The organism is Kribbella sp. NPDC003505 (assembly GCF_040610875.1).
GTDB lineage: Bacteria > Actinomycetota > Actinomycetes > Propionibacteriales > Kribbellaceae > Kribbella.
This window is the reverse complement of record NZ_JBEXNA010000017.1, coordinates 84,748-108,694: the sequence shown is the minus strand read 5'-3', so window position 1 is coordinate 108,694 and position 23,947 is coordinate 84,748. Positions and strand designations below refer to the sequence as shown.

The window sequence follows — 23,947 nt, the reverse complement described above, 5'->3', positions numbered from 1 at the left end:
AGGAGAAGTGGACCGTTCTGGAGACCCGGCCGCGCTGGCTGACCTGATCGGTCACCGGCTGAGCGGCCGCACGGGCGGCCTGTACCGGCGGCTCGCCGACGAGATCGCGGCGCTGATCGGCTCGGCCGAGCTTCCGGTCGGCGCCCGGCTCCCGGCCGAGCGGCGGCTGGCCGACGCGCTCGCGATCAGCCGCTCCACGGTCGTCGCGGCGTACGACGAACTACGCGCCCGCGGCCTGGTCGAGAGCCGGCGCGGCAGCGGCACGACGGTCGCACGCGCGGCGGGTCGTGGCCGTTCACGAGCGGACAAGCGGATGCCGGCCGGGTACGGCGAGTCGCTGTTCCACCGGATCACGGTCGGGCCGGGCGAGGTCATCTCGCTCACGTACGCCGTGGATCCCGGGCTGCCCGAGCTGGCGTCGGAGCTGATCGACCTGGCGGCCACCGACCTGCCGGACCTGCTCGGCGACGTCGGCTATCACCCGCGTGGCCTGCCCGTGCTGCGCGAGCGGATCGCGGAGCACTTCACCGAGTCCGGACTGCCGACGTCGGCGGACGAGATCGTGGTGACGACCGGCGCGCATCAGGCGATCGCGCTGGTGACGCAGATGTACCTGCGCACCGGCGCCGCGGTCGCCATCGAGCAGCCGAGCTGGCCGGGGTGCTTCGACCTGTTCGGGGCGGCCGGCGGGCGGGTGGCCGGCGTACCGCTGGACGACGCCGGGATCCGGCCGGACCTGCTGGCGACCGCGTTCGCGGAGCACCAGCCGGCGATGCTGTTCGTGATGCCGACGTTCCACAACCCGACCGGCCGGCTGATGTCGGCGAACCGGCGCCGCCAGGTCGCCGAGCTGGCCGCGCGGCACGGGGTCGTGGTGGTCGAAGACAACGCGTACTCGGCCTGGGACCCGGCGGGGCCCGACATCCCGCCGCCGCTCGCCGCGTACGCGCCGGACGACGCGGAGGTCCTGACGATCGGATCGGTGTCGAAGGCGGTCTGGGGCGGGCTGCGGATCGGATGGATCCGGGCGTCCCGGCCGGTCGCCGAGCGGCTGGCCCGGCACAAGGCGCTGGCCGACCTCGGCAGTCCGGTCATCGACCAGGCGCTCACGGCCAGGCTGCTGCCGCGGCTCGGCGAGCTGACCGCGGCCCGGGCGCGGGTCGCGACCACGCGTAAGAAGCTGATGGGGGAGTTGCTGACCGAGCGGCTACCGGAGTGGGAGTGGTCGCTGCCGACCGGTGGATCGGCGCTGTGGATCCGCCTGCCGGACACCGACGCCCGGGTCTTCGCGCAGGTGGCGTTGCGGCACGGCGTGGAGGTGGTCGCCGGACAGGCGATGGATCCGTCGGGTGCGCACGACGATTACCTACGGCTGCCGTTCGCCTACTCGGAGCAAGTCCTCGAGGATGCAGTCGGCAGGCTGTCGCGGGCCTGGCAGGAATTGCGGCGGCACGGCCCCGGCCCCGAAGTACCTGTTGTGTAAGGGACTGTCCGCGCACAAAAGGATGGCGGTCACCCTCCCGGGTGAACCGCCATCGAAGCCTGTCTGACTTTGGCGCCGCCGTTGGCGCGTTTAGAACAGCCTGTGGGTCACCGCTCGTCTTCAGTGGCGATCGCGGGGGTGGCGTCGAGCCGGCCGGTCTCGTCGTGGATCGTGATCGCGATGTCGCGCAGCTTCTCCGAGTGCTCCCGGCTGTGGTGGGCGCAGAAGAGCAGCTCCCCACCGCTGGTCAGGGTGACTCGGACGTAGGCCTGCGCACCGCAGCGGTCACAACGATCCGCGGCCGACAGGGCCGAACTCGGGGCGAGTGCTGTAGTCATTGAGGCCTCATCTCATCTAGTTCCGTACTCACCAGATAGCAACATCCTGACATGCGGATCGCTTCCCGGTGGGGACAACGTGTCCGTATGTGAGACGAACCACCTGTCCTCGTATGACGCTTGCTGACGCGGAATCGTTTCGGGTAGTGGCGGATTTCTGGTGAGTCACGCAGGAGCAGTGCTTCTTCTCTCACTGTGCGCCATGGAATCGTCACCGTCTGCTCGGGATCGGAGTGTCGTACACCACTTCGAATCGAGTCCGGATCGATACCTGCCGCGACACGTACGTCCGGTACCCAGCCGCATGTCACCGGAGGGCATGCCTGCGGCGTTTTGGGGGTGCGGCCGCATAGGCTGTACGCCGTCAGTGTGTGAACCAGTGAAGGAGCCCTGTGGCCGCCCCGACGCCTCGCAGTACCGAGATCGACCCGACGTACAACGCTCGCCACCTGCTCGTCCTCGAAGGCCTCGAGGCGGTCCGGAAGCGGCCGGGGATGTACATCGGGTCCACCGACAGTCGCGGCCTGATGCACTGCCTGTGGGAGATCATCGACAACGCCGTCGACGAGGCCCTGGCCGGGCACGGCGAGCGGATCGACGTCGTGCTCCACAACGACGGTTCGGTCGAGGTGATCGACCGGGCGCGCGGCATCCCGGTCGACGTCGAGCCGAAGACCAAGCTCAGCGGTGTCGAGGTCGTCTTCACCAAGCTGCACGCCGGCGGCAAGTTCGGCGGCGGGTCATACAACGCGTCCGGCGGTCTGCACGGCGTCGGCGCCTCGGTGGTGAACGCGCTGTCCGCGCGGCTGGATGTCGAGGTGGACCGTGGCGGCACGGTCTGGACCACTTCGTTCCGGCGCGGCGTGTCCGGCGAGTTCGACGGCGACGGGGCGAACGCGTCGTTCACGCCGGCCAAGGGCCTGCGGAAGGCCGGCCGGGCCAAGAAGGGCGTCACCGGCACCCGGATCCGCTACTGGGCGGACCGGCAGATCTTCACCAAGGACGCGACCTTCAACTACGACGAGCTGGTCACCCGCGCGCGGCAGACCTCGTTCCTGGTGCCGGGCCTGGAGCTGGTGATCCGCGACGAGCGCGGCGCCGAGGTCACCGAGGAGAAGTTCAAGCACGACGGCGGCATCTCGGAGTTCTGCGAGTTCCTGGCCACCGACCAGAAGGTGACCGACGTCGTCCGGCTGACCGGGACGGGCCACTTCACCGAGACCGTGCCGATGCTCGACGACGCCGGCCACATGACCCCGACCGACGTCGAGCGGGACCTGGACGTCGACGTCGCGGTGCGCTGGGGCGACGGGTACGAGACCGAGCTGCGCTCGTTCGTGAACATCGTCGCGACGCCCAAGGGCGGCACCCACGTCCACGGCTTCGAGCGGGCGCTGTCGAAGAGTTTCACGAGCGCGCTCGACGGCACCCGCCTGCTGAAGAGCGGCGAGGAGATCATCAAGGACGACGTCCTCGAGGGTCTGACCGCGGTCGTCACGGTGCGGCTGGCCGAGCCGCAGTTCGACGGGCAGACGAAGGAAGTGCTGGGCACGCCGGCGGCCTCGCGGATCGTCGCGAAGGTCGTGCAGACCGAGCTCGAGTCGTTCCTGACCTCGACCAAACGGGAACACAAGGCGCAGGCCCGCGCGGTGCTGGAGAAGATCGTCGCCGCGTCCCGGACGCGGGTGGCCGCGCGTCAGCACCGCGAGCTGCAGCGGCGCAAGACCGCGCTGGAGTCGTCGGCGCTGCCGGCCAAGCTCGCGGACTGCCGCAGCAACGACGTCGACCGGTCGGAGCTGTTCATCGTCGAGGGTGATTCGGCGCTCGGTACGGCGAAGCTGGCGCGCAGCTCGGAGTTCCAGGCGCTGCTGCCGATCCGCGGCAAGATCCTGAACGTGCAGAAGGCGTCCGTCGGCGACATGCTGAAGAACGCCGAGTGCGCGTCGATCATCCAGGTGGTCGGCGCCGGGTCGGGGCGGACGTTCGACCTCGAGCAGGCGCGCTACGGCAAGATCATCTTCATGGCGGACGCCGACTCCGACGGTGCGCACATCCGCTGCCTGCTCGCGACGCTGTTCTTCCGGTACATGCGGCCGCTGGTGGAGGCAGGGCGGGTCTACACCGCCGTACCGCCGCTGCACCGGTTCGAGCTGACGAACCCGAAGAAGGGCCAGGACAAGTACCTGTACACCTACAGCGACGCGGAGTACCAGCGGAAGACGGCCGAGCTGATGAAGAAGGGCGTCCGCTGGAAGGAGCCGCCGCAGCGTTACAAGGGTCTCGGTGAGATGGACGCCGACCAGCTGGCCGAAACCACCATGGACCCGCGACACCGCACCCTGCGCCGGATCACCGTCGACGACGCCGAGGCCGCCGCCCAGGTCTTCGACCTGCTGATGGGCAACGACGTGGCCCCGCGCAAGGAGTTCCTCGTCCAGGGCGCCTACGAGCTCGACGAGAACCGCATCGACGTGTGACGCCGTGACCCTGGTCTGCTTCGATCTCGACAACACGCTGATCGATCGGGACGGCGCGTTCCTGGCGTGGGCCCGGTGGTTCGTGGCGCGCGCCGGGTTGGCGACTGACGCGGTCGAGTGGCTGGTTGCTCATGACAACGGCGGGTTCCGGCCGCGGCCGGAGTTGTTCGCCTGTTTCGCGGAGCGGTTCGGCGTGGAGATCTCGGTGGAAGAGTACGACCGGGACCATCCGTTGTTCACCTGGGTGGAGCCCGCGGTGCTGGACGGACTGGCCCGGCTGCGGGCAGCCGGGTGGCGCGTCGCAGTGGTGACGAACGGGACCGTGGTGCAGCAGACCGGCAAGTTGCAGCACACCGGGATCGCTCAGGCCGTCGACTACTGCTGCATCTCGGCCGCGGTCGGCGTGCGCAAACCGCAGCGGGAGATCTTCGAGCGAGCGGCGGCCGGTGCGGGCGCCGAGCTCGACGGCGGATGGATGGTGGGCGACCACCCGGCGTACGACGTGGCGGGCGGGATCGCGGCCGGCCTGCGAACCATCCGCGTAGGGAACCACCACGCCGCCGATCCACCGGTCGCGGATCACCACGTCGGCTCCGTCGTGGAGGCGTTCGCGGTGATTCTCGGGTGATCCTCGCCGAGAACGCCTAGGCCCTGCGCGTTCTGCCGTTCGGCTTCGGTTCGCTCGGTCGGCGTGACGCAGATGTGGTCGGCCGACGTGGCGGGCGTCCCCAATGTCCGGGAGACGCGGGCCCGCAGGCCAGGTCGGCTCGGTGTGGCCGTCGGGGCCTGAACGCGTGGCGGGAGGCGCCGTTCAGCCGGTACTCATGAACACAATTCTGATCACCTTCGCGGTGGTGATTACTTTTCTAGTCACTTCCTGGGGTGCGGGTTCTGTGGCTCGGCTCGGAACCGCGAACGGTGTACGCGCAGGCACGTACTCGCCGGCGAGGGTTTTCGCGTGATGGTCAACGGATCCGGCGGCCGGCTCGGACTGATTGTAGAAGAGTCGACATTTACCAGCATCACGCTGCGGCCGTTGTGGTCCGAGCCGATCGACCACATCGTCGACCACGATCACGAGGCGCACGGCGGCTCTGCTGGACGGTGAGGAGACCGAAGTAGCGAGGTCGCGGACGCGCGTCAGCAGCCCTCGCCCTGGTGACCGGCCTGGCTGCGAACCGCTCCTTGGGGACAGGCCTGCTCGTCACCACGTCCGACCTGCTCAACCGGTGCTCAGAATAGTGATCACATGACAACTATTCTGAGCATCACAAAGCGCTGCGGAGGATCGCGTGGGCACCGGCGACGATCGCGTCCCGGTTGGCCTCGTACGTCGGGTCGGTGATCGCGGTCTTGTTGGTGAGATCGAAGGACAGCACCGGGACGTGCAGGTGGCCGGCCGGCATCGACGGGTCGAGCAGATCGCGCTGCAGAGTGTTGCGGTAGGCAACTTCATTGGAGAGGTACCCGCCGCCGGCCCCTTCCGACGCGATCGAGCCGTCGGTCGGGCCGTCCGGCCGACGGACCGGCGTCGTCTGGCCGGCGGGGATCTCGAGGACGGACGTGTTGACGCGTGTGCGGAACGGGGCGACGTCGGTCTGCGCCATTCGCGCGAGCGGAAGACTGGAGGTGATCCACTCCGGTCCCGCCGGCATGCTGGGGGAGACGACCGGAGCGCTGATCGTGCCGCCGCCCCAGACGTTGTTGTTGTCGCCGATCGAGCTGACCGAGCGCCGGCGCCCGTTGAAGACCTCGAGGTCGAAGATGCCCACCCGGCCCTGACTCGCGGTCATCACGAGATCCGCGTGCTGCGGACCGGGGCGGTAGTGCGGCGCGAGCGCGTTCTCGACCATGCTCTCGTCGAAGTCGGTGTACCGGACCGGGAAGACCACGGTCTGGATCTCGTACGTCGTACCGTTCACGGTCCAGCGCCGGCCGTCGAGGGTGAGCGCGTTGGCGCCGGACGGGTTGCCGATCCGGATGTCCGCGTCGAGCGTGAACGGGTCGAATCCGGTGACCAGGATCTTTCGGACGCCTGGGGCGAAGCGGGTGCTCGTGATGCCGCGGGAGGCGTACTCGAACGAGCGGATCAGGCTGTCGCGTTCCGCCGTACCGAGACCGAAGGAGGGTTGCCACTGGCGGAGGGCGAGGGCCATCGAGATGCGCGCCCAGTACAGCCCGCGGTCATCGGTGGGTGGTAGCGCGTCGGAGCCCTGTGGCGCCTGCTGCGCGCGGCGGGTCGCCGCACGCCAGAGGGCCTCGCCGTGGGTGCGCACGAGAACCGTGGCGGCCTGGTGGTTGGGGACCCGGCACAGGAGCTGTGTGAACAGGTCGACCTGACGGTCGAACCCCGAGCGGCGGAGGATCTCGGCGGGTACTGAAGGGCCGCCGTTGACGCCCCGGCTGAGCCGCTGCTCCTCGACGGTGCCGACGATCGACTGATCCAGGCACCCGGTGACCGGCCCGCCGCGATACGCCGGCGCGACGTCCGGGAATGTCGCGTGGGCAACCGGTGCGCCGGACAAGACAGCGGTCAACGCCAGGGCGCCGGCGACCAGGGAACGGTGGAATGAGCTGGGGCGGAGTCTCATAAGGGCTGTCTATCAGATTTTCGCCCGCGATCCGAGAGATCCTCACCGGTCCTGGGTACTGCAGACTGTATGCAATCTGTTACGGTCGAACCGACGGCACCGTCCCGCCGTCCGCGCGTGAGGAGACCCGATGAGCGAGCAGCCCCGCCCTCACACCTCACGGCCCGCTTCGCCGCCGGTTTCCCGGAACTTTTCTGGCGGCAGGTGGCAGTTGAGTTCCGGAGAACCCGCTGGCGCCGACTCCGACCGGTTGGCTGTGACCCCTGGCCGATCGGGCTGGTCGCGGCGACGAGTTCTGGCAGCGCTGCTGGGCACAGCACTCCCGACCGCGCTAGGGGCCGGGGCGCTTGCCGGCTGTGCCGCGGCGGGGGACGGCGCGGCACCGGGTCGGACCCTCTCGGCAGAGCCCGGCGGCGGGCCGGAGGCGAGCAGCGCAGATGCAGGTGCAGGAGCGTCCCTCAGCGGGGCGACCGCGGAGGTGATTGCTGATGGCAAGCAGGCGCTCGAGCGGCTACTGGCGGGGAATGCGCGGTTCGTGGCTGCGCAGGAGCAGGCGCTGGACGAGGGGATCGCCCGCCGGATCGCCGTGAGCAAAGGACAGCACCCGTTCGCGACGATCCTCGGCTGCATCGACTCCCGGGTGCCGATCGAGCTCGTCTTCGATCAGGGCCTCGGCGATCTGGTCGTCGTACGGAGCGCCGGTGAGGCCCTGGACCACTCCGTCGTCGGCAGTGTGGAGTTCGGAGTCGCCGAGCTGCACACGCCGCTCCTGATGGTCCTGGGCCACCAACGGTGCGGCGCCCTCACCGCCGCGATGAACGCCGTCGACTCGGCCCACCGCACAGCCGACCACGGCGAGATCGACTACGTCGTCGAGGCCCTCGCACCGGCGGTCCAGGGCGCCACCGGCAAACCGGGCGACCGATTGACGAACGCGATCCGGACCAACGTCGACCTGACACTGGCCAAGCTCCGTCAGTCAGCTGTCATCGCCCCGCTCGTGAAGGCAGGCAAGCTCGAGCTCGCCGGCGCATACTACGAGCTCGACACCGGCAGAGTCGTGCTGAGTTGATCAGTCGATCTGGGTGAGGCGGCCGGTGTCGACGTCGTACATGAATCCGCCGACCAGGATTTCGTCGCCGATCAGAGGGTGTTCGCGGACCGCGGCGACGTCGCGGCGGAGGGCCTCGTGCTGGTCGGGGATGACCGAGATCGGCAGGTAACCGGCTGGTTTGCCGGCGGCGAGCTCGACCTTGGCGCGCAGGTCGTCCTCGGACATCGCGGCCATCGCGCAGCGGGTGTGCGGGACGATCATGATCCGGCGGACCCCGAGCAGCTGGACGCCGAGCACCAGGCCGGTCATCGTGACCTCGGTGACCCGGCCGCCGGCGGACCGCAGGACCTTCGCGTCGCCGGGCTTCAGGCCGAGCATCTCCAGCGGCGGGATCCGCGAGTCCATACAGGTGACCACGCCGATTCCCGCATGAGCGATCCCGTCGAACCCGCCGTAGTGGAAGTCGGCGGCGTACTCGGCGTTGGCGGCGAGGATGTCGTCGAAGCCGCCGCTCATCGCGCGGATCCTGACACGGGGGTACCGGCTTGCAGGACAGACATGGCGAAGGCTTCCTTTCCGCAGGAGTCAGGTCGGGGTGGATCAACTAATGCGCTCGTGACCGGCACGGTCCACGACCGGCCGTCGACGTGCTGGACAGTGACTGTGTCGGCGTGTTCACCGACGACTCGCAACGCGTCCAGGGCGAGCTCCCCGGTGAGTTCACGCACTGCGACCTCGGCGACCTGGCCGCGCTTGGTCCACGTGGACCGGCCGCGCAACCCGGTCAGCACCGTCCGGCCGCGGTCGGCCGCGGCGAGCACCTCGACCGCCGTCTCGACCGTGAGGTGCCCGTGCATGGTGCCGGCCGGGAGGTACGTCGCAGTCGGCGCGAACCGATGCCCGCCGAGGTGATTGGCTTCCCACACCCTCCCCGGTGCCCGCTCGGCCAGCCCGGAGACGAGCGGCCGGCCGAGAATCGCGCAGCATTCGTCGCGCTTGCCGTTGGTGCAGACCAGCACGATCGGCTCGTCGACCGGCGCCAGCGCGGGCAGTGACGCGGCGACCGCCGTACGGTCACCGCGTGCGACCGCGCCGAGGTCGAGCGCCGCGAGCTCCGACGGGTCCGCGACCTGTCCGCCGAGCAGCCAGGTCCTGCCGGGGATCGTCGAGGCCACGAAGACCTGGTGCGACCGCTCGACCGAGTCCGCGTGCCGGCCGGGGGAGCGGATCAGGCCGAACCGGACGTCGACCTTCTTGCACTTGTCGTCGAAGGATCCACCGAAAACGGGATCGAGGTGACTCTGCGTCGGCGCCTTCGCGCCCCACGGGCCGGGCTGCTCGACGACGACCCATCCGGTCGCCACCACCGCGGTGCCGGGCAACGGCTCCTGCAGCACCCGACAGTACGTCGAGCACAGGTCGGCGGCAGGGGCAGGGGTCACGGCTTTACGGTACGCGACCTGAGACGCCTGTCCCTCATGATGATCATCATGTGTGCGCTGCACCACGCCGGGCGCCGTGCCCGGCGCCGCGCCGGCCGAGCAGCACGACCCCGAGGCCGGCGGCGAGGAACGCACAGACGGCGGCGCCGGCGAAGATCGCGTGAACTTGTGAAACGGCGGCGTCGCGCAGCGCGTCCACGAACGGCCGGCAGTTGCCGGGGGAGTCCGGGCACAGCTCGTTCGGCGATTTGATGCCCTCGGCAATCGCGTAGTACCGGCGCAGGCCGATGGCGGTGAGGGCCGAGACGCCGACGAGCATGCCGACCATCCGTGCGACCACCACGAGCGCGCTGACCAGTCCGTGGCTGTCGGCGGGCGTCGCGCCGAGCATCGCGGTGTTGACCGGCGACAACGCGAGCCCGAACCCGAAACCGCAGACGAGCAGGACGACGGTCGCCGGCCAGTGATCGAGCGCCGTACGGCTCCAGAACGCCATCACCACGAACATGGCGCCGGACAGCCCGAGCCCGGCGCCCGTGATCAGCCCGAGCCCGTACCGCCGGGTCAGCCATCCGCCGACGACCGCGCCGACCGGCAGCGCGATCAGGAACCGCAGCAGCACCAGCGCAGCCGCCAACTGCCCGCCGCCCTGGGTCGTGCGAGCGAACACCGGTACGTCGACCAGCGCCGCGATCAACGCGCACCCGATCAGAAAGCTGACCACCAGCGCACCCCACGCGGGACGACCACCCAACAACCCACGCGGCACGATCGCAGCTGCCGTACGTCGTTGCCACCCAGCGAATCCGGCCGCGAACAGCACGGCCGCGACGAGCAACCACGGCCCGGCGGGCGACATCAGCTCCCGCTCGGGATCGGCTGTCGCGAACGCCAGCACGACACCGGCCAGTGCGAGCGCGAGCAGCACCGCGCCGACCAGATCGACCTGCGAGAGCACCTCCGCCAGGTGGCCGCGAGCCCGCCGCAGCACGAGGCCGAGCCAGATCAGCGCCAGCACCAGCGCGGCGACTCCGATCGGCGTGAGCAGGCGGGACGTCCCGGTGAACGGCACGAAGGGCAGTCCGAGCGTGACGCCGGAGGCGAGTCGATCAGGCGCGGTGAGCGTGAGGCCGAGTGCGATGCAGGCGAGCAGGCCGACCGCCTCCGAGACCCTGGGGCGCCAGCGCCCGCGGAGCAGGAGCGCGAGGACGACGGCCACCACCAGGTTCAGCCAGAAGATGTAGCGCCAGTCGGCCACCGCGAGGACCGCGGCACCCAGCAGCGGACCCAGCACCGAGCCCAGCTCCTGCACCGCCCCGACGACGCCGAGCGGCAAGCCGCGCCGCTCCGCCGGCCAGAGGTCGGCGACCAGCGCCAACGTGGCCGGAACCAGCCCGCCACCGCCGACGCCCTGGAGAAACCGACCGGTTACCACCAGGGACAGGTCGTAGGCGCCGGCCGTGATCAAGGACCCGACCGCGAACAGCAACAGCGACCCGACGAGCACCGGCGTCCGCCCGGCGACGTCCGCGATCCGGCCGATCAGCGGCAGGACGGCGATGTACCCGAGCAGGAACCCCGAGATGATCGGCGCCGCCCGCTGCAGCTCGTCGGCCGACAACCCGACCCCGGCCATCATGTCCGGCAGCGCGAGGACGACGACGTACGTGTCCGCCGCCGCGAACGCAACGGCGACCGACGCCAGCGTGAGACGGGTCCTCGCCGTGCTCACGGCGCGGTGATCTCGACCTTCTCGCCGTACTTGTCCAGGGTGACGTCGTAGCTGCTGGTCGCGCCGGAGTAGAACGGGCCGGTGATGGTGGCCGAGACCAGTTCCTTGGTGTCCTTGTCGATCTTGAAGGTGCTCGGGAAGTCCTGGTCGGCCGGCGCCTTCGGGAAGATGCCCTGCAGGGACTTGCCCTGGACGGAGCCGGTGACCTCGGTGAGGACCTTCGAGCCCTCGCGGGTCTCGCCCTTCACCTTCGGGTCCTTCAGGCCCGGCAGGACCGCGGTCAGGCCCTTCGCGGGATCGAGCAGGACCGCCGGATCCGGTGCGCCGAGCCCGGCCAGCTGCGACGGCGTGAGCTCGATGAAGGCCGGTGCGAACGACACCTTCGCGTAGACCTTGCTCCCGACCGCCACCACCTCGGCGTCGATCGGCGAACCCGACGAGCGGACCGTCAGCTTGCCCTTGAACGCCGGTGCGTGCGTCGCGACGCCGTCACCGCTGCCGAGTGTCTGCGCGTTGTCCGGCAGGTCGCGCCCGGTCAGCACGATGTGCACGCTGGAGGCCTCGTCGATGGTCTTCTTGGCGTCCGTCAGCAGCGCGACCGCGTCACCGCCGGACTGGCCTCCGCCACCCGAGTCCTTCTTGTCGGTGCAGCCAGCCACCGCGAGTACGACGATCGCGCCGAGCGCGAGCACTCTCTTCACGGAGTCAGCCTGCCAGATCGGAAGCGCACGCAGCGATGGGCTGCGCCACGGGCACGCCGGAGCCGTCCCGCCGCGGGTCGACAGGCGGCAGCTCCACCGGTGCGCCGCTGCTCGCGCTGGCCTTCACCGGCGCGGTGCCGACGTACCCGAGCAGGAGCCCGTCCTCGCCCTTCAGCAGCCGCTGGCAGCGCACACCGCCGGTCCCGCGGCCCTTGCCCGGGTACTCGCTGAACGGCGTCACCTTCACGGCGCCGACCTCGGTCCCCGGCAGCGCCGACGACGAGCCGGCGATCGTCACCACCTGCGCCTCGCGTGCGGTGTCGACGGCGCCGAAGAAGACCACCTTCGCCGTCGCGGCGAGCCGGACGCCGGCCATACCGCCCGCGGTCCGGCCCTGCGGCCGCACGGCCGACGCCGGGAAGTGCAGCAGCTGGGCATCCGACGTGATGAAGCAGAGCTCCTCCTCGCCGGTGGTCAGCTCGATCGCCCCGACGACCTCGTCGCCGTCCTTGAGCCCGACGATCTCCCACGAGTCGCGGTTGCTCAGGTGGTCCGGCACGACGCGCTTCACGACGCCGCCCGCGGTCCCGAGCGCGACACCGACCGAGTCCGGGTCCATCGTGGTCAGCGCCAGCGCCCGCTCACCCGGCTCCAGCGACACGAACTCGGCGATCGGCGCACCGCCCTGCAGGTTCGGCGCGTTCGCGGTCGTCGGCACGGCGGGCAGGTCGAGCGACTCGAGCCGGATCAACCGGCCGGCGCTGGTGATCAGGCCGTACTGCCCGCGGGCAGTGCTCTTGATCGCGGACACGATCGCGTCGTGCTTCGCGCGCGACTCGCTGGGACCGAACGGCTCCACGCCGTTGGTCCGGGCGAGCAGCCCGGTCGAGCTCATCAGGATCCAGCACGGGTCGTCGCTGACCTCGAGCGGCACGGCGGCCGTCTTGGCCGCACCGGAGGACTCCAGCAGCACGGTCCGGCGCGGCGTCCCGTACGTCTTCGCGACCTCGGCGAGCTCGTCGGACACCGTCTTGCGGAGCAGCTTCGGGTCCTCGATGATCGCGGTCAGCGCCTCGATCTCGCGCTCCAGCTCGCCCTTCTCGGTCTCCAGTTCGAGCTTGGAGTACTTCGTCAGCCGGCGCAGCGGCATGTCCAGGATGTAGTTCGCCTGGATCTCGGACAGGTCGTAGATCTCGATCAGCCGGGACCGCGCCTCGGCCGAGTCCTCGCTGCTGCGGATCACCTGGATGACCTCGTCGATGTCCAGGATCGCGATCAGCAGGCCGTCGACGATGTGCAGCCGGTCCTGCGCTTTCTTCCGGCGGAACTCGCTGCGCCGCCGGGTCACGTCGTACCGGTGCTCGAGGTAGACCTCGAGCAGCTCCTTGAGACCGAGCGTCCGCGGCTGGCCCTCGACCAGGCAGACGTTGTTGACGTGGAACGCGTCCTCGAGCGGGGTCAGTTTGTAGAGCTGCTCGAGCAGCGCCTCCGGGACGAACCCGTTCTTGACCTCGATCACCAGCTGGGTGCCGTGAGTGCGGTCGGTGAGGTCCTTGATGTCGGCGATGCCCTGGAGCTTCTTGCTCTGCACCAGGGTCTTGATCTTCTCGATCACCTTCTCCGGGCCGACCGAGTACGGCAGCTCGGTGACCACGATGCCCTTGCGGCGCGGGGTGACGTTCTCGATCCGGGCGGTGGCGCGCATCTTGAAGCTGCCGCGGCCGCTCGCGTAGGCGTCCTTGATGCCGTCCAGGCCGACGATCTTGCCGCCGGTCGGCAGGTCCGGTCCGGGGACGAACCGCATCAGGTCGTCGAGGTCGGCCTCCGGCGTCTTGATCAGGTGCCGCAGCGCCTGGATCACCTCGACCAGGTTGTGCGGGGCCATGTTGGTGGCCATCCCGACCGCGATCCCGGCGGCGCCGTTGACGAGCAGGTTCGGGAAGGCGGCCGGCAGTACGTACGGCTCGGTCTCCTGGCCGTCGTAGTTCGGCTTGAAGTCGACGACGTCCTCGTCCAGCCCGGTGGTCATCGCCATCGCGGGCGGCGCCATCCGGCACTCGGTGTTGTGGTTGACGAAGCCACCGGCGAGGAAGGAGTGGTCCTCGCTGTCCACTCTGATCGAGTACACGGCTTCAGGCGCACAATCCTCGACAGCGGCGACCTCGACGAAGCGATAGCCGGAGTCCATGATCGGCGCGACGACGCCGAGGATCTCGGCGTCTTTGAATTTGCTCACCAGCAGGCTGCGGTCCGTCTGCCAGCGCTCGAAGCGATCGAAGTTGTGATTCAGAAGCCAGCTTTTTCCGGTACCCCGGCCGTCGCCAAGCGAATCCCGCACGAAGTCCGCGACGTACGGCGCGTGGTCGCGGGTCAGCCGATGAGTGTACCGGGGGGCCTCGCGCAACAGCTCTTGAAGCTTGTGCCGCTTGGCCGCCAGGAAGCCGACCCGCTCGCCGAACGCATGGATGTTGTGCCGGCCGGAGATCACCAAACGGTACTCGCCGCGCTCGTAGTGGGTCAGGTTGCTGTGGATGCCGAACTCGAGGAGAAGCTCCTGCAGTTCGCCGGCCAAGGTTCGGCTGTAGGTCGAGTACTGAATGGTCATCGAGGCGTCGTTGGCCTGGCGGACTCCACCATCACCTTCGTACAACGCCATGAGGAAGGCCCGCTTCAGGCCTACCGTGCCGCTCCAAACGGCCTCTGGCACGTGCTTCTCAGCCGCCTTGAACCCGATCAGCTGAGCGAGCGGGCTTTCCCGGAACGCGGTCATGTTCTGGATGTCGAGCTCGTGGATCGTGCGCTCTGATCGGCGTGTCTTCCTCGAGTACACGTAGCGGGGGCCGCCGACCACAGCGTCGTACGCGGCGAGAACGTACTCGAAGTACTCCGGGTCGGTGTTGTTGAATCCGGCCCGCTCCGTGGAAGCGAATCCTTCGGACACCCAGGCGCCGAACAATGTGCCGAGCGTCATCTCATGAGCCATCGGAACGGCTGTGGTCCAGGCGTTGCGCGCGAGGCAGACCACGGTGCCGGGCTGTATTTCGTCCAGACGCAGCCATTGGAACATTGGCACGCCGGCTACCGGCACCAGGCACAGCACGGGGTGGTTGTGACTGCCACTGAGCGAATGGCCGCTCTTCGTCACCAGTCTCTTCACCGGGTGAACACCGGAGTTGAAGAACTTGGTCGCACGGACCGGCTTGCCGTCCTTGTCGAGGACCTCGAGGTCAAGGTACGCCTCAGAGTTCTCCGGCAGGTTCATCAACTCGGCGATTCTGGGCGAACTGCCGTCCGCGAGTCGCACGCGGGTGTTGCCAGTCAGGCAATACCGCATGGCGGCCGGGCCGTCGTCGAGCGAGCCGAAGTTGCCGTGGCCGTCGATCAGCGGCACCCGCATGGACCACGGCTGCGCGGTCCGGACCAGGGCGTCGTAGATCGCGCCGTCGCCGTGCGGGTGGTACTTACCCATCACCTCGCCGACGACGCGGGCCGACTTCACGTGGCCGCGGTCGGGGCGGATGTTGTTCTCCGCCATCGAGAACAGGATCCGCCGCTGGACCGGCTTCAGCCCGTCCCGCGCGTCCGGCAGCGCCCGGGAGTAGATCACCGAGTAGGCGTACTCCAGGTAGCTGGTGCGCATCTCGTCGGAGACGTCGATGTCGAGGATGTGCTCCTCGAAGTCCTCGGGTTCGGCGGTGCTGGTACGGCGTGCCATGCGGGTCTACGAACTCCTCGATCAAGCGGTCCGGCGCCGCGACGGTCGGCGCCGTGCCCATTGTCCCTGGTGAACGGCGGTTTGCCCGGCCACGACCCGCCCGGCGTCCGATCTCCGGCCGCCGAGCGGTCTGGTCCATCATGACTCGACCGCTGCAGCGGGCTGTGACCGGCGCAGGATGTACGTCGTCGGGGCCAGGGCGGACCCTACCGCCAGGGTCAGACAAAGCGCGCCGATCCCCAGCAGCACGCCCCACGGCACCGTGACGGGTACGTCGGCCACGCCCGCCGTCATCGCGTGCCGGATCAGGATCCCGACGGCGACGGTGATCGCGGTTCCGAGACTCAGCGCGACCGCGCCGACCAGGGCGGACTCCCAGAGCACCATCCGCCGGATCTGCGCCGGCGTCGCTCCGAGCAACCGGGACGTGACGAATTCCTGCCGGCGCTGCAGGCTGCCCATGAGCAGCGTGTTGGCGATCGCGATCGCGCTGTAGAGCGCGGCCGGGCCGAGGAGCATGACCAGGCCGAGCTGGTTTCCTTTCCGTACGCCGACCGCCTGGTCCGCCTCCCAGCCGGTCGCCAGTTCCGCGCCGGGGATCCGGTGGACGAGCTCGGCGGGATCGGTGCCGTCGGCCGGCAGCACGAAGCTGCGCTCGACCTGCGTGCCCGGCGAGTGCTGACGCGCCACGTCGAGCGGGATCAGGAACGACGGGTTCACCCCGAACGCGTCCTTCACGACCGCGACCACCCGCAGCTCGACCGCCGCCCGGTCCAGGAACACCACCGAGACCTCGTCCCCGACCCGGTACCCCTCGAACCCCGACATCTCCTTGCTGACGGCAACAGTGTTCCCGGAGAGCTTCCCGAGGTCACCGGACAGCACCCGCAGATCCCGCGTCTGCGAGGCGATCGCCGGATCGATCCCCTCCGCGTCCTCCAGCTCCGCGTAATCGGCCGCAACCCGCACCAGCTGAACAGGCAGCCCGGCATCCACCGCCTTCACTCCGGGGGCGTCAGCAGGTGGCGCTCCAGTCACTACGATCGGGGCGCGAACAGCATCACGGATCGTCGCCTCGGCACTGTCCGCGGCGAAGCTCAGGCTGAGCACCATCGAGCCGGCGATCGCTGAGATCGCCAGGATGGGGGCTGCCAGGGACGCGCTGCGGCGCGGTGCGGCGAGCACGTTGCTGCGCGCCAACCGGCCCGACGCCTGGGTCCACGCGACGACGGGGACTGCCCACAGGCGCGCCACTGGCGGCACCACAAGGGGCGCGAGCAGCGTCAGCGCGATCACCAGCACCATCGGCGTGAACATCGCGAGCGGTACGGCGCCCTCGCCGCTCGACGGCCTGATCAGCGTCAGCATCGCGATCGCGCCGGCCAGGAACACCACCCCGAACACGATCCGCACCGGCCCGATCCGCGGCGGCTCCAGCGCGGCCTCGCGGAGTGCGTCGACCGGTGCGACCCGCGCCGCGCGCCGCGCCGCCGAACGGGCGCCGAGCATCGCCACGAGCAACCCGGCCCCGACCGCGATGGCGAGCGGAACCCAGGGCGACGCCGGCTCCAGCTTCACCGGCGCCAGCTCGGTGTACGACGCCTTGCGCAGCAGCAACGGCGTCGCGAACTGGGCGAAGAACGCCCCGGCGAGCGAAGCGGCGAGCGCGACGACGAGTGCCTCGCCGAGCACCATCCGCCGGATCTGCCGCGGCGTGGCGCCGATCAGCCGCAGCAGTCCGAGCTCGCGCCGCCGCGACGCCACGGCGAACGCGAACGTGCTGGCGATCACGAAGATCGTGATGAAACCGCAGAGCGTGCCGACCATGCTGAGCACGGTCTGCAGGCCGGACACGTCCGCGTCGGACAGCGGCACCGTGACCCGCTCGGGCGGCGTACCGTCGCCGCCGAGCGTGGTGACGGCGATACTGGCCGAGGCCGGACCGTGGTACGCGATCGTCGCGGCCGTCGCGGTCGCGGCCAGCCCGAGCAGGAACACCCCGACCGCCAGCGCGACGAACGATCCGGCGTACAGGGACCAGTTCCGGCGGACGGTCTGCCGGCTGAGCGAGCACATCACCGCTCCAGCTCGCTCATCGCCGCCGCGATCTGCGCGGGCGTGGCACGGTCGAGGTGGCCGGCGAGGAGTCCGTCGGACAGGAACAGCACCCGCTCGGCGTACCCCGCCGCGACCGGGTCGTGGGTGACCATCACCACGGTCTGCCCGGCTCGGTCGGTTGCCTCTCTCAACAGTCCGAGGACCTGGCGGCTGGTGCCGCTGTCCAGCGCGCCGGTCGGCTCGTCGGCGAAGAACACCGACGGCCGGGTGATCAGCGCCCGCGCGATCGCGACCCGCTGCTGCTGCCCGCCGGACAACTCGGCCGGCCGCCGCTTCGCCTTCCCGTCCAGACCGACCTGCTCCAGCACACGTAGTACGTCGCTGCGCGCCGGGCGACGACCGGTGAGCCGCAGCGGCAGCGCCACGTTGTCGTACACGGTCAGCGACGGCAGCAGGTTGTACGCCTGGAACACGAACCCCATCTCGGCCCGGCGCAGCTTCGTGAGCTCGACCTCGTTCAGCCCCAGCAGGGTGACTCCGTTGAGTACGACGGTCCCCGTGGTCGGGTGGTCGAGCCCCGCCGCGCACTGCAGCAGCGTCGACTTGCCGGAGCCCGACGGACCCATCACCGCGGTGAATGAGCCCCGCGCAAAGTGATAGGTCACCCCGCGCAGCGCGTCGACCGCTCCGGCCTTGGAACGGTACGTCTTGGTGATTCCGTCCAGCACCAGAGCAGGCGGCTCGATCGGCGCGGCGGAGGTGGACATGGGCGCGGCAGCGGTCATGGTGCCAGCCAACCGCCGTACGACGGTTCGCGCCCTGGCCTGCGCGGGAGACCTGGAGTAGCGCGCACGCTACCGCCCGGCGGACGGCCGCCGCCCTAGGGTTGAGGCATGACCGTGTGGGCCGCGTTGGCGTCGCCGCGCTACCTGATCTCCTCGTGGCCGTGGCGGAGCTATGCGTACCTGTTCACGTCCGTGCCGATCGGTGTGATGTCGATCGTGGTCCTGGTCGGACTGGCCGGGCTGAGCGCGCTGCTGAGCCCGATCCTGATCGGGATTCTGATGCTGACGGCGTTCCCGCTGATCGGCGCGGGGATCGGCTCGGTGGAGCGGCGGCGGGCCGGGCTGATGCTGGTCGACGGCATCAAGAGCCCGCACGCGAAGCTGCCGGCCGGGTTGACGACCCGGGCGAGGCTCACGTTCCGCAGGCGCGAGCAGGCGTCGATGCGGGCGCTGGGGTACGGGTTCGTGCTCGGCACCGTCGTCTGGCCGCTGAGTGCCCTCTTCGCCGGGATCAGCGCGACCGTGCTGGTGACGACGCTTGCGGCGCCGGTCATCGCGGACGGGGACGAGATGGGGATGGGGCCGTGGACGATGGACACGGCGCGGGAAGGGCTGCTGTTCCTGCTGCTGTTCGGACCGGTGTTCTACGTCGTCAGCTCGTACCTGATCGGGGTCGTCGCCGGCGCCCAGGCTTCACTCGCGAAGGCCATGCTCGGACCGCGGCAGGAGGAGCTGCAACGCAATCTCGCCGAGCTGCGCCGGTCCCGGCTGGATCTGGTCGACGCGTTCGAGACCGAGCGGGTGCGGATCGAGCGGCACCTGCACGACGGCGTCCAGCAGCGGCTGGTCGGGCTCACTATGACGCTGGGGCTGGCCGAGCTGGATCTGCCGGACGGCGAGGGGCGGCGCCTGGTGGTGAAGGCGCACGCCGAGGCGGAAGCGGCGCTGGCGGACCTGCGGGCCGCGGTTCGAGGCATTCATCCGCGGGTGCTGGTCGATCACGGGCTCGAGGCGGCTGTCCAGGAGGTGGCTGACCGGATGCCGCTGCCGGTCACGCTGCAACTGTCGATCCCGGCCCGGCTGCCGGGCCCGATCGAGGCCGCGGCGTACTTCGTCGTCAGCGAAGCACTGGCGAACGTCGCGAAGCACGCCCAGGCGTCCACGTGCGAAGTGTCCGGCCGGGTGGACCGCGACCGGCTCGTCATCACGATCCAGGACAACGGCGTGGGAGGCGCGCGACTCGGTGCCGGGACCGGTCTGACCGGGCTCGTGACCCGGTTGGACGCCCTGGGAGGCACACTCGACGTCGACAGCCCACCCGGTGGACCGACCCGACTGCGAATGGAGTGCCCGTGCCGACTCGGCGATTGAGCATCGTGCTGGCCGAAGACTCGCTGCTCCTCCGCGAGGGCCTGGCCAGCATCCTGGATCGCGCCGGGCACGACGTACGGGACACCGTGGGGGACGCGGACACGCTGCTGGCCGTCGTCCGCAAGGATCCGCCCGACGTCGTGATCACCGACGTCCGGATGCCGCCCGGGCACAGCGACGAAGGGCTGCGCGCGGCCGCGGCGATCCGGGCCGAGCTGCCCGCGATCGGCATCCTGGTGCTCTCCCAGTACGTCGCCGACGCCTACCTCTCGTCGTTGCTCGAGACAACGACCGGCGGTATCGGGTACCTGCTGAAGGACCGGGTCGGCCATGTCGCGGAGTTCCTCGAGTCGCTCGACCGGGTCGCGGACGGCGGAACCGTGGTCGATCCCGAGGTGGTCCGGCAGCTGCTGGCCCGGCGGCGCAACGACGGGCCGCTGACGGCGCTCACACCGCGCGAGCTGGAGGTGCTCGCGCTGATGGCCGAGGGGGGGTGAACGCGTCGATCGCCGAGCAGCTCGTGGTGAGCGAGGCCGCCGTCCGCAAACACGTCGGCAACATCTTCGCGAAGCTGCAGCTGGATGATGGACTGGACCGGCGCGTGTCCGCGGTACTGACCTACCTGAGGGGCTAGTGATGGACGAGGCGATCCGCAGGATCCTGGCCGAGTGCGACACCTGGGCCGTGGTCGGGCTCTCGAACAACACCAGCCGGGCGGCGTACGGCGTGGCGCGGTTCCTGCAGGGGCACGGGAAGCGGATCGTGCCGGTGCATCCCGCGGCGGAGACGGTGCACGGCGAGCAGGGGTACGCGACGCTCGCGGAGATCCCGTTCGCGGTGGACTGTGTGGACGTGTTCGTGCGCTCCGAGCTGGCCGGGGCGATCGCGGACCAGGCGGTGGGAATCAACGCCCGGGCCGTGTGGTTCCAGCTCGATGTAGTGGATCAGGACGCCTACGCACGGACGACGGCCGCGGGTCTCATGATGGTGATGGATCGCTGCCCGGCGATCGAGTGGGGCCGTCTCGGCCCTACCTGACACCGACCTCCTGAAGGGCACCGATGTTCACGATCGACACTTCGACCGGGTTCGGCCGGCGGATCGCACGGCAGCTGGGTGACGAGCGGGTGATCTGGCTGACCACCGTGGCGCCGTCGGGGACGCCGGCGCCGACACCGGTGTGGTTCCTCTGGCACGACGACGAGTTGCTGATCAGCAGTCAGCCCGGCACGGCGAAGCTGCGCAACATCGCCGCCCATCCGCAGGTCGCCGTCCATTTCAACGCGACGCACACCGGGGGAGACGTGGGCGTGATCTCCGGTACGGCGGTGATCGACGCGAAGCCGATCGACGGCGCGGCGCTGACGGCGTACAACACGAAGTACGCCGCGGACATCGCCGGCCTCGGAATGACTCCGGACCAGTTCCACCAGGACTACTCGGTGCTGGTCCGGATCACTCCCGGGAAACTGAGGGGTTTCTAGTTCAGGTAGCCCTCGACGGTGTCGCTCGAGCGGGCCTGCGCGTCGTCGGGGTTCTCGCCGAACTCGCGCTTGGCGCGGCGCTGGCGGAGCAGGTCCCAGCACTGGTCCAGCTCGACCTCGAGCGCCCGGAGCCGGGTCTGCTCGTCGGCGTTGTCGACCTGTCCCGCGGCGTGCTTGGAGCGCAGCTCGTGCTCCTCGGACACCAGCTCGTCGATCCGGCTGAAGATGCTCTTGTCGTCGTTCATGGGGAAACGGTACGCCCGTCCGGAAGGGCCGCGCGCGACAGCAGCTCGGTGAGCACCAGGATCGCCAGCGCCTCGGCGGCCACCAGCCCGATCAGGACGACCAGCTGGAGCGCGGCCGCCTGCGTCGGTGAGGCGCCGCCGAGGACCATGCCGACGAACGCGCCGGGCAGCGTGACGAGGCCGACGGTGCGGGTCTGGTCGAGCGCGGGCAGCAACGCGTCACCGGCGACCGGCCCGGCGACGAGCTTGAACGCGTCCGGCTGCAGCAGCCCGATCGACAGCCCCGCCTCGAACTCGCCGTAGCGGTTGCGGTACTCACTGAGCACCCGGCGGCCGGCGAGGGTGGTCGCGGTCATCGCCCCGCCGACGATGATTCCGCCCATCGGCAGGATGCTCGCCGGGTTCCGCGGGACGACACCGGGCAGGATCAGGAGCAGCAGTACGACGAACGCGCCGCTGCCGATCGATGCCGCGCAGTACGCCCACTGGCGGGGGATCCGTAGGGTGTGCTGGATCCGCCGGGTGCTCGTCACCGTCGCGACCACGAACATCAGCAGGACGAACGCGATCGCCCCGAGGGTGTGCTGCAGCGCGACCCCGACGACGGCCCCGACCGCCGCAAGCTGCACGACAGCGCGCAACGCCGCCGTGACGATGCCCTTGTCGTGCCGGAGCCCGGCGTATCGCGAAGCCCCGACTCCGAGCGCGATCAGCAGCGGCAGGACGACGACGGCGGCCCAGCCGAGCCCGGTGTGAAAGGACACTTACCGGAAGTCGGACTCGTCGTACGTCTGGCCGCCGGTCCCGCTCTGCACCTTCGCCGCCTCGTCCGCGCGCAGCTCGACCCGGCGGATCTTGCCCGAGATCGTTTTCGGCAGCTCGGCGAACTCGAGCCGCCGGATCCGCTTGTACGGCGCCAGGTGCTCGCGGCAGAACGCGAGGATCTCGCCGGCCAGCTCCCGGGACGGCTCGTGCCCGGCCGCGAGCACGACGTACGCCTTCGGCACCGCGAGGCGCACCGGGTCGGGCGACGGCACGACGGCGGCCTCGGCCACCGCCGGGTGCTCGATCAGCACCGACTCCAGCTCGAACGGCGAGATGCGGTAGTCGCTGGCCTTGAACACGTCGTCGGAGCGGCCGACGTAGGTGATGTAGCCGTCCTCGTCGCGGCTCGCGACGTCGCCGGTGTGGTAGTACCCGTTCCGCATCACTTCGGCGGTCATCTCGTCGGCGTCCCGGTAGCCGCGCATCAGCGGGACCGGCGGGGGCGCGAGCTCGATGCAGATCTCGCCGTCGTCGCCGATCTCGTCGGTCGCCGGGTCGATCAGCGCGATGCTGTACCCGGGCAGCGGGCGGCCCATCGAGCCGAGCTTCACCGGCTGGCCGGGCGGGTTGCCGATCTGTGCGGTCGTCTCGGTCTGGCCGTAGCCGTCCCGGATCGTGACGCCCCAGGCGGCCCGGACCTGCTCGATCACCTCGGGATTCAACGGCTCACCGGCCGAGATGCACTCGCGGATCTGGACCTCGACCGCGGACAGGTCGGCCTGGATCAGCATCCGCCACACCGTCGGCGGTGCGCAGAACGTGGTGACGACGTACTCCTGCAGCACCTGCAGCATCTTCTCGGCGTCGAACCGCGTGTAGTTGTAGAGGAAGACGGTGGCACCGGCGTTCCACGGGGCGAACACGTTGCTCCACGAGTGCTTCGCCCAGCCGGGCGACGACACGTTCAGGTGGACGTCGCCGGGCTGCAGACCGATCCAGTACATCGTCGAGAGGTGGCCGACCGGGTAGCTGACCTGCGTGTGCTCGACGAGCTTCGGCTGGCTCGTCGTACCGGAGGTGAAGTACAGCAGCAGCGAGTCGTCGGCCGCGGTGTCGACCTCAGGAACGGGGCCGTTGTAGATCATCGAGTCGGCGTAGGCCATCCAGCCTTCCACCGGCTCCCCGACGGCCACCCGGATGCAGTGGTCCGCGATCCCGGCGTACCGGCCGGCGTCGGCGCCGCTGGTGACGACCGCGCGGACGTTGCCGCGGGTGATGCGGTCCGCGAGGTCGGCGTCGGTGAGCAGCGTGGTCGCGGGGATCATGACGGCCCCCGCCCGGATGCAGCCGAGCATGGTCTCCCACAGCTCGACCTGGTTGCCCAGCACGATGAGTACGCGGTCGCCCGGTCGCAAGCCGGCCTCGGTCAGCCAGCCGGCCACCTGGCGGGACCGCTCGGCCATCTCGGCGTACGTCCGCCGGTTGACCTCGCCGTCCTCCTCAACGATCGTCAGCGCGGCCACCTCGGGCTGCTCGACGGCGAGCGCGTCGAACCAGTCGCGCGCCCAGTTGAACCGCTCGAACGCCGGCCAGCGGAAGTCCCGGTACGCCGTCTCGTAGTCGTCGCGATGCGCCACCAGGAAGTCCCGGGCGGCCCGGAACTCCCGGGTGACCTCCGAAGTGCTCTGCTCCGTCGCCATGAGTCG

The 23,947-nt window shown here is 69.9% G+C and carries 19 protein-coding genes and 4 pseudogenes; 9 read left to right on the top strand and 14 right to left on the bottom strand.

Going from position 1 to position 23,947, the window contains the following annotated elements:
* The first annotated feature begins 7 nt into the window (after positions 1-7).
* Positions 8-1,483 carry a PLP-dependent aminotransferase family protein gene (locus ABZX12_RS39620; protein ID WP_355700621.1) on the top strand — a complete coding sequence of 492 codons (1,476 nt, stop codon included), beginning with the start codon at positions 8-10 and terminating at the stop codon, positions 1,481-1,483.
* Positions 1,484-1,590: 107 nt separating this feature from the next.
* Here ABZX12_RS39620 and ABZX12_RS39615 read toward each other — a convergent pair whose 3' ends face one another.
* Positions 1,591-1,821 (bottom strand): hypothetical protein, encoded by a 231-nt coding sequence (locus ABZX12_RS39615; RefSeq protein WP_355700620.1) that lies wholly within the window; start codon positions 1,819-1,821, stop codon positions 1,591-1,593.
* A gap of 392 nt (positions 1,822-2,213) precedes the next feature.
* Between ABZX12_RS39615 and ABZX12_RS39610 the strand changes: the two genes are divergently transcribed.
* From ABZX12_RS39610 to ABZX12_RS39600, 3 genes are all read left to right on the top strand, one after another.
* A complete protein-coding gene (locus ABZX12_RS39610) occupies positions 2,214-4,298 on the top strand; it encodes a DNA topoisomerase IV subunit B (protein ID WP_355700619.1) in 2,085 nt (694 codons plus the stop codon).
* Between the two features lie 4 nt (positions 4,299-4,302).
* Complete coding sequence (locus tag ABZX12_RS39605; protein ID WP_355700618.1) at positions 4,303-4,926, top strand: HAD family hydrolase; 624 nt, start codon at positions 4,303-4,305, stop codon at positions 4,924-4,926.
* Positions 4,927-5,256: 330 nt separating this feature from the next.
* Positions 5,257-5,406, top strand: a complete 150-nt coding sequence (locus ABZX12_RS39600) for a hypothetical protein (protein ID WP_355700617.1) — start codon at positions 5,257-5,259, stop codon at positions 5,404-5,406.
* A gap of 160 nt (positions 5,407-5,566) precedes the next feature.
* On the opposite strand, the gene ABZX12_RS39595 is transcribed toward ABZX12_RS39600, so the two are convergent.
* Positions 5,567-6,889: a hypothetical protein gene (locus ABZX12_RS39595; protein ID WP_355700616.1), complete on the bottom strand. Its 1,323-nt coding sequence runs from the start codon at positions 6,887-6,889 to the stop codon at positions 5,567-5,569.
* 478 nt (positions 6,890-7,367) lie between these two features.
* Between ABZX12_RS39595 and ABZX12_RS39590 the strand changes: the two genes are divergently transcribed.
* Positions 7,368-7,961: a carbonic anhydrase gene (locus ABZX12_RS39590; RefSeq protein ID WP_355700615.1), complete on the top strand. Its 594-nt coding sequence runs from the start codon at positions 7,368-7,370 to the stop codon at positions 7,959-7,961.
* Here the strand turns inward: ABZX12_RS39590 and ABZX12_RS39585 are convergent, their stop codons facing one another.
* The 9 genes and pseudogenes from ABZX12_RS39585 to ABZX12_RS39545 all read right to left on the bottom strand — a co-directional run bounded on the left by ABZX12_RS39585 (position 7,962) and on the right by ABZX12_RS39545 (position 18,376).
* A complete protein-coding gene (locus ABZX12_RS39585; protein WP_355700614.1) occupies positions 7,962-8,459 on the bottom strand; it encodes a carbonic anhydrase in 498 nt (165 codons plus the stop codon).
* Positions 8,456-9,385, bottom strand: a complete 930-nt coding sequence (locus ABZX12_RS39580) for a sucrase ferredoxin (RefSeq protein WP_355700613.1) — start codon at positions 9,383-9,385, stop codon at positions 8,456-8,458. The genes ABZX12_RS39585 and ABZX12_RS39580 overlap by 4 nt, the downstream gene beginning before the upstream one ends.
* A 46-nt stretch (positions 9,386-9,431) precedes the next feature.
* Positions 9,432-11,117 (bottom strand): MFS transporter, encoded by a 1,686-nt coding sequence (locus tag ABZX12_RS39575; protein ID WP_355700612.1) that lies wholly within the window; start codon positions 11,115-11,117, stop codon positions 9,432-9,434.
* Positions 11,114-11,818 carry an LppX_LprAFG lipoprotein gene (locus ABZX12_RS39570; protein WP_355700611.1) on the bottom strand — a complete coding sequence of 235 codons (705 nt, stop codon included), beginning with the start codon at positions 11,816-11,818 and terminating at the stop codon, positions 11,114-11,116. The genes ABZX12_RS39575 and ABZX12_RS39570 overlap by 4 nt, the downstream gene beginning before the upstream one ends.
* A gap of 4 nt (positions 11,819-11,822) precedes the next feature.
* Positions 11,823-13,880 (bottom strand): annotated as a pseudogene (locus tag ABZX12_RS39565) (DNA gyrase subunit A); the annotation flags it as partial.
* Between the two features lie 390 nt (positions 13,881-14,270).
* A pseudogene (locus ABZX12_RS39560) lies at positions 14,271-14,885 on the bottom strand (LAGLIDADG family homing endonuclease); the annotation flags it as partial.
* Positions 14,886-14,924: 39 nt separating this feature from the next.
* A pseudogene (locus ABZX12_RS39555) lies at positions 14,925-15,533 on the bottom strand (DNA gyrase subunit A); the annotation flags it as partial.
* A 138-nt stretch (positions 15,534-15,671) separates the two neighbouring features.
* On the bottom strand, positions 15,672-17,609 hold the full coding sequence (locus ABZX12_RS39550) for an FtsX-like permease family protein (protein WP_355700610.1): 1,938 nt from the start codon (positions 17,607-17,609) through the stop codon (positions 15,672-15,674).
* A complete protein-coding gene (locus ABZX12_RS39545) occupies positions 17,609-18,376 on the bottom strand; it encodes an ABC transporter ATP-binding protein (protein WP_355700609.1) in 768 nt (255 codons plus the stop codon). The genes ABZX12_RS39550 and ABZX12_RS39545 overlap by 1 nt, the downstream gene beginning before the upstream one ends.
* Positions 18,377-18,484: 108 nt before the next feature.
* Between ABZX12_RS39545 and ABZX12_RS39540 the strand changes: the two genes are divergently transcribed.
* The 4 genes and pseudogenes from ABZX12_RS39540 to ABZX12_RS39525 all read left to right on the top strand — a co-directional run bounded on the left by ABZX12_RS39540 (position 18,485) and on the right by ABZX12_RS39525 (position 21,231).
* Positions 18,485-19,747: a sensor domain-containing protein gene (locus tag ABZX12_RS39540; RefSeq protein ID WP_355700608.1), complete on the top strand. Its 1,263-nt coding sequence runs from the start codon at positions 18,485-18,487 to the stop codon at positions 19,745-19,747.
* Positions 19,744-20,381: pseudogene (locus tag ABZX12_RS39535) on the top strand (response regulator transcription factor). Before ABZX12_RS39540 ends, ABZX12_RS39535 begins: the two are co-directional and overlap by 4 nt.
* Before the next feature lie 2 nt (positions 20,382-20,383).
* Entirely contained in the window at positions 20,384-20,785 is a 402-nt protein-coding gene (locus ABZX12_RS39530; protein WP_355700607.1) for a CoA-binding protein, read from the top strand.
* 23 nt (positions 20,786-20,808) lie between these two features.
* On the top strand, positions 20,809-21,231 hold the full coding sequence (locus tag ABZX12_RS39525; protein WP_355700606.1) for a TIGR03667 family PPOX class F420-dependent oxidoreductase: 423 nt from the start codon (positions 20,809-20,811) through the stop codon (positions 21,229-21,231).
* Here ABZX12_RS39525 and ABZX12_RS39520 read toward each other — a convergent pair.
* From ABZX12_RS39520 to ABZX12_RS39510, 3 genes are read right to left on the bottom strand one after another with little or no spacing between them, the layout of a single operon-like run.
* Positions 21,228-21,476: a DUF2630 family protein gene (locus tag ABZX12_RS39520; RefSeq protein WP_355700605.1), complete on the bottom strand. Its 249-nt coding sequence runs from the start codon at positions 21,474-21,476 to the stop codon at positions 21,228-21,230. The two genes, ABZX12_RS39525 and ABZX12_RS39520, sit on opposite strands and share 4 nt — an antisense overlap.
* Entirely contained in the window at positions 21,473-22,240 is a 768-nt protein-coding gene (locus ABZX12_RS39515; protein WP_355700604.1) for an ABC transporter permease, read from the bottom strand. The genes ABZX12_RS39520 and ABZX12_RS39515 overlap by 4 nt, the downstream gene beginning before the upstream one ends.
* Positions 22,241-23,941, bottom strand: coding sequence for an AMP-binding protein (locus ABZX12_RS39510; RefSeq protein WP_355700603.1), 1,701 nt, complete (start codon positions 23,939-23,941; stop codon positions 22,241-22,243).
* Positions 23,942-23,947 lie beyond the last annotated feature (6 nt).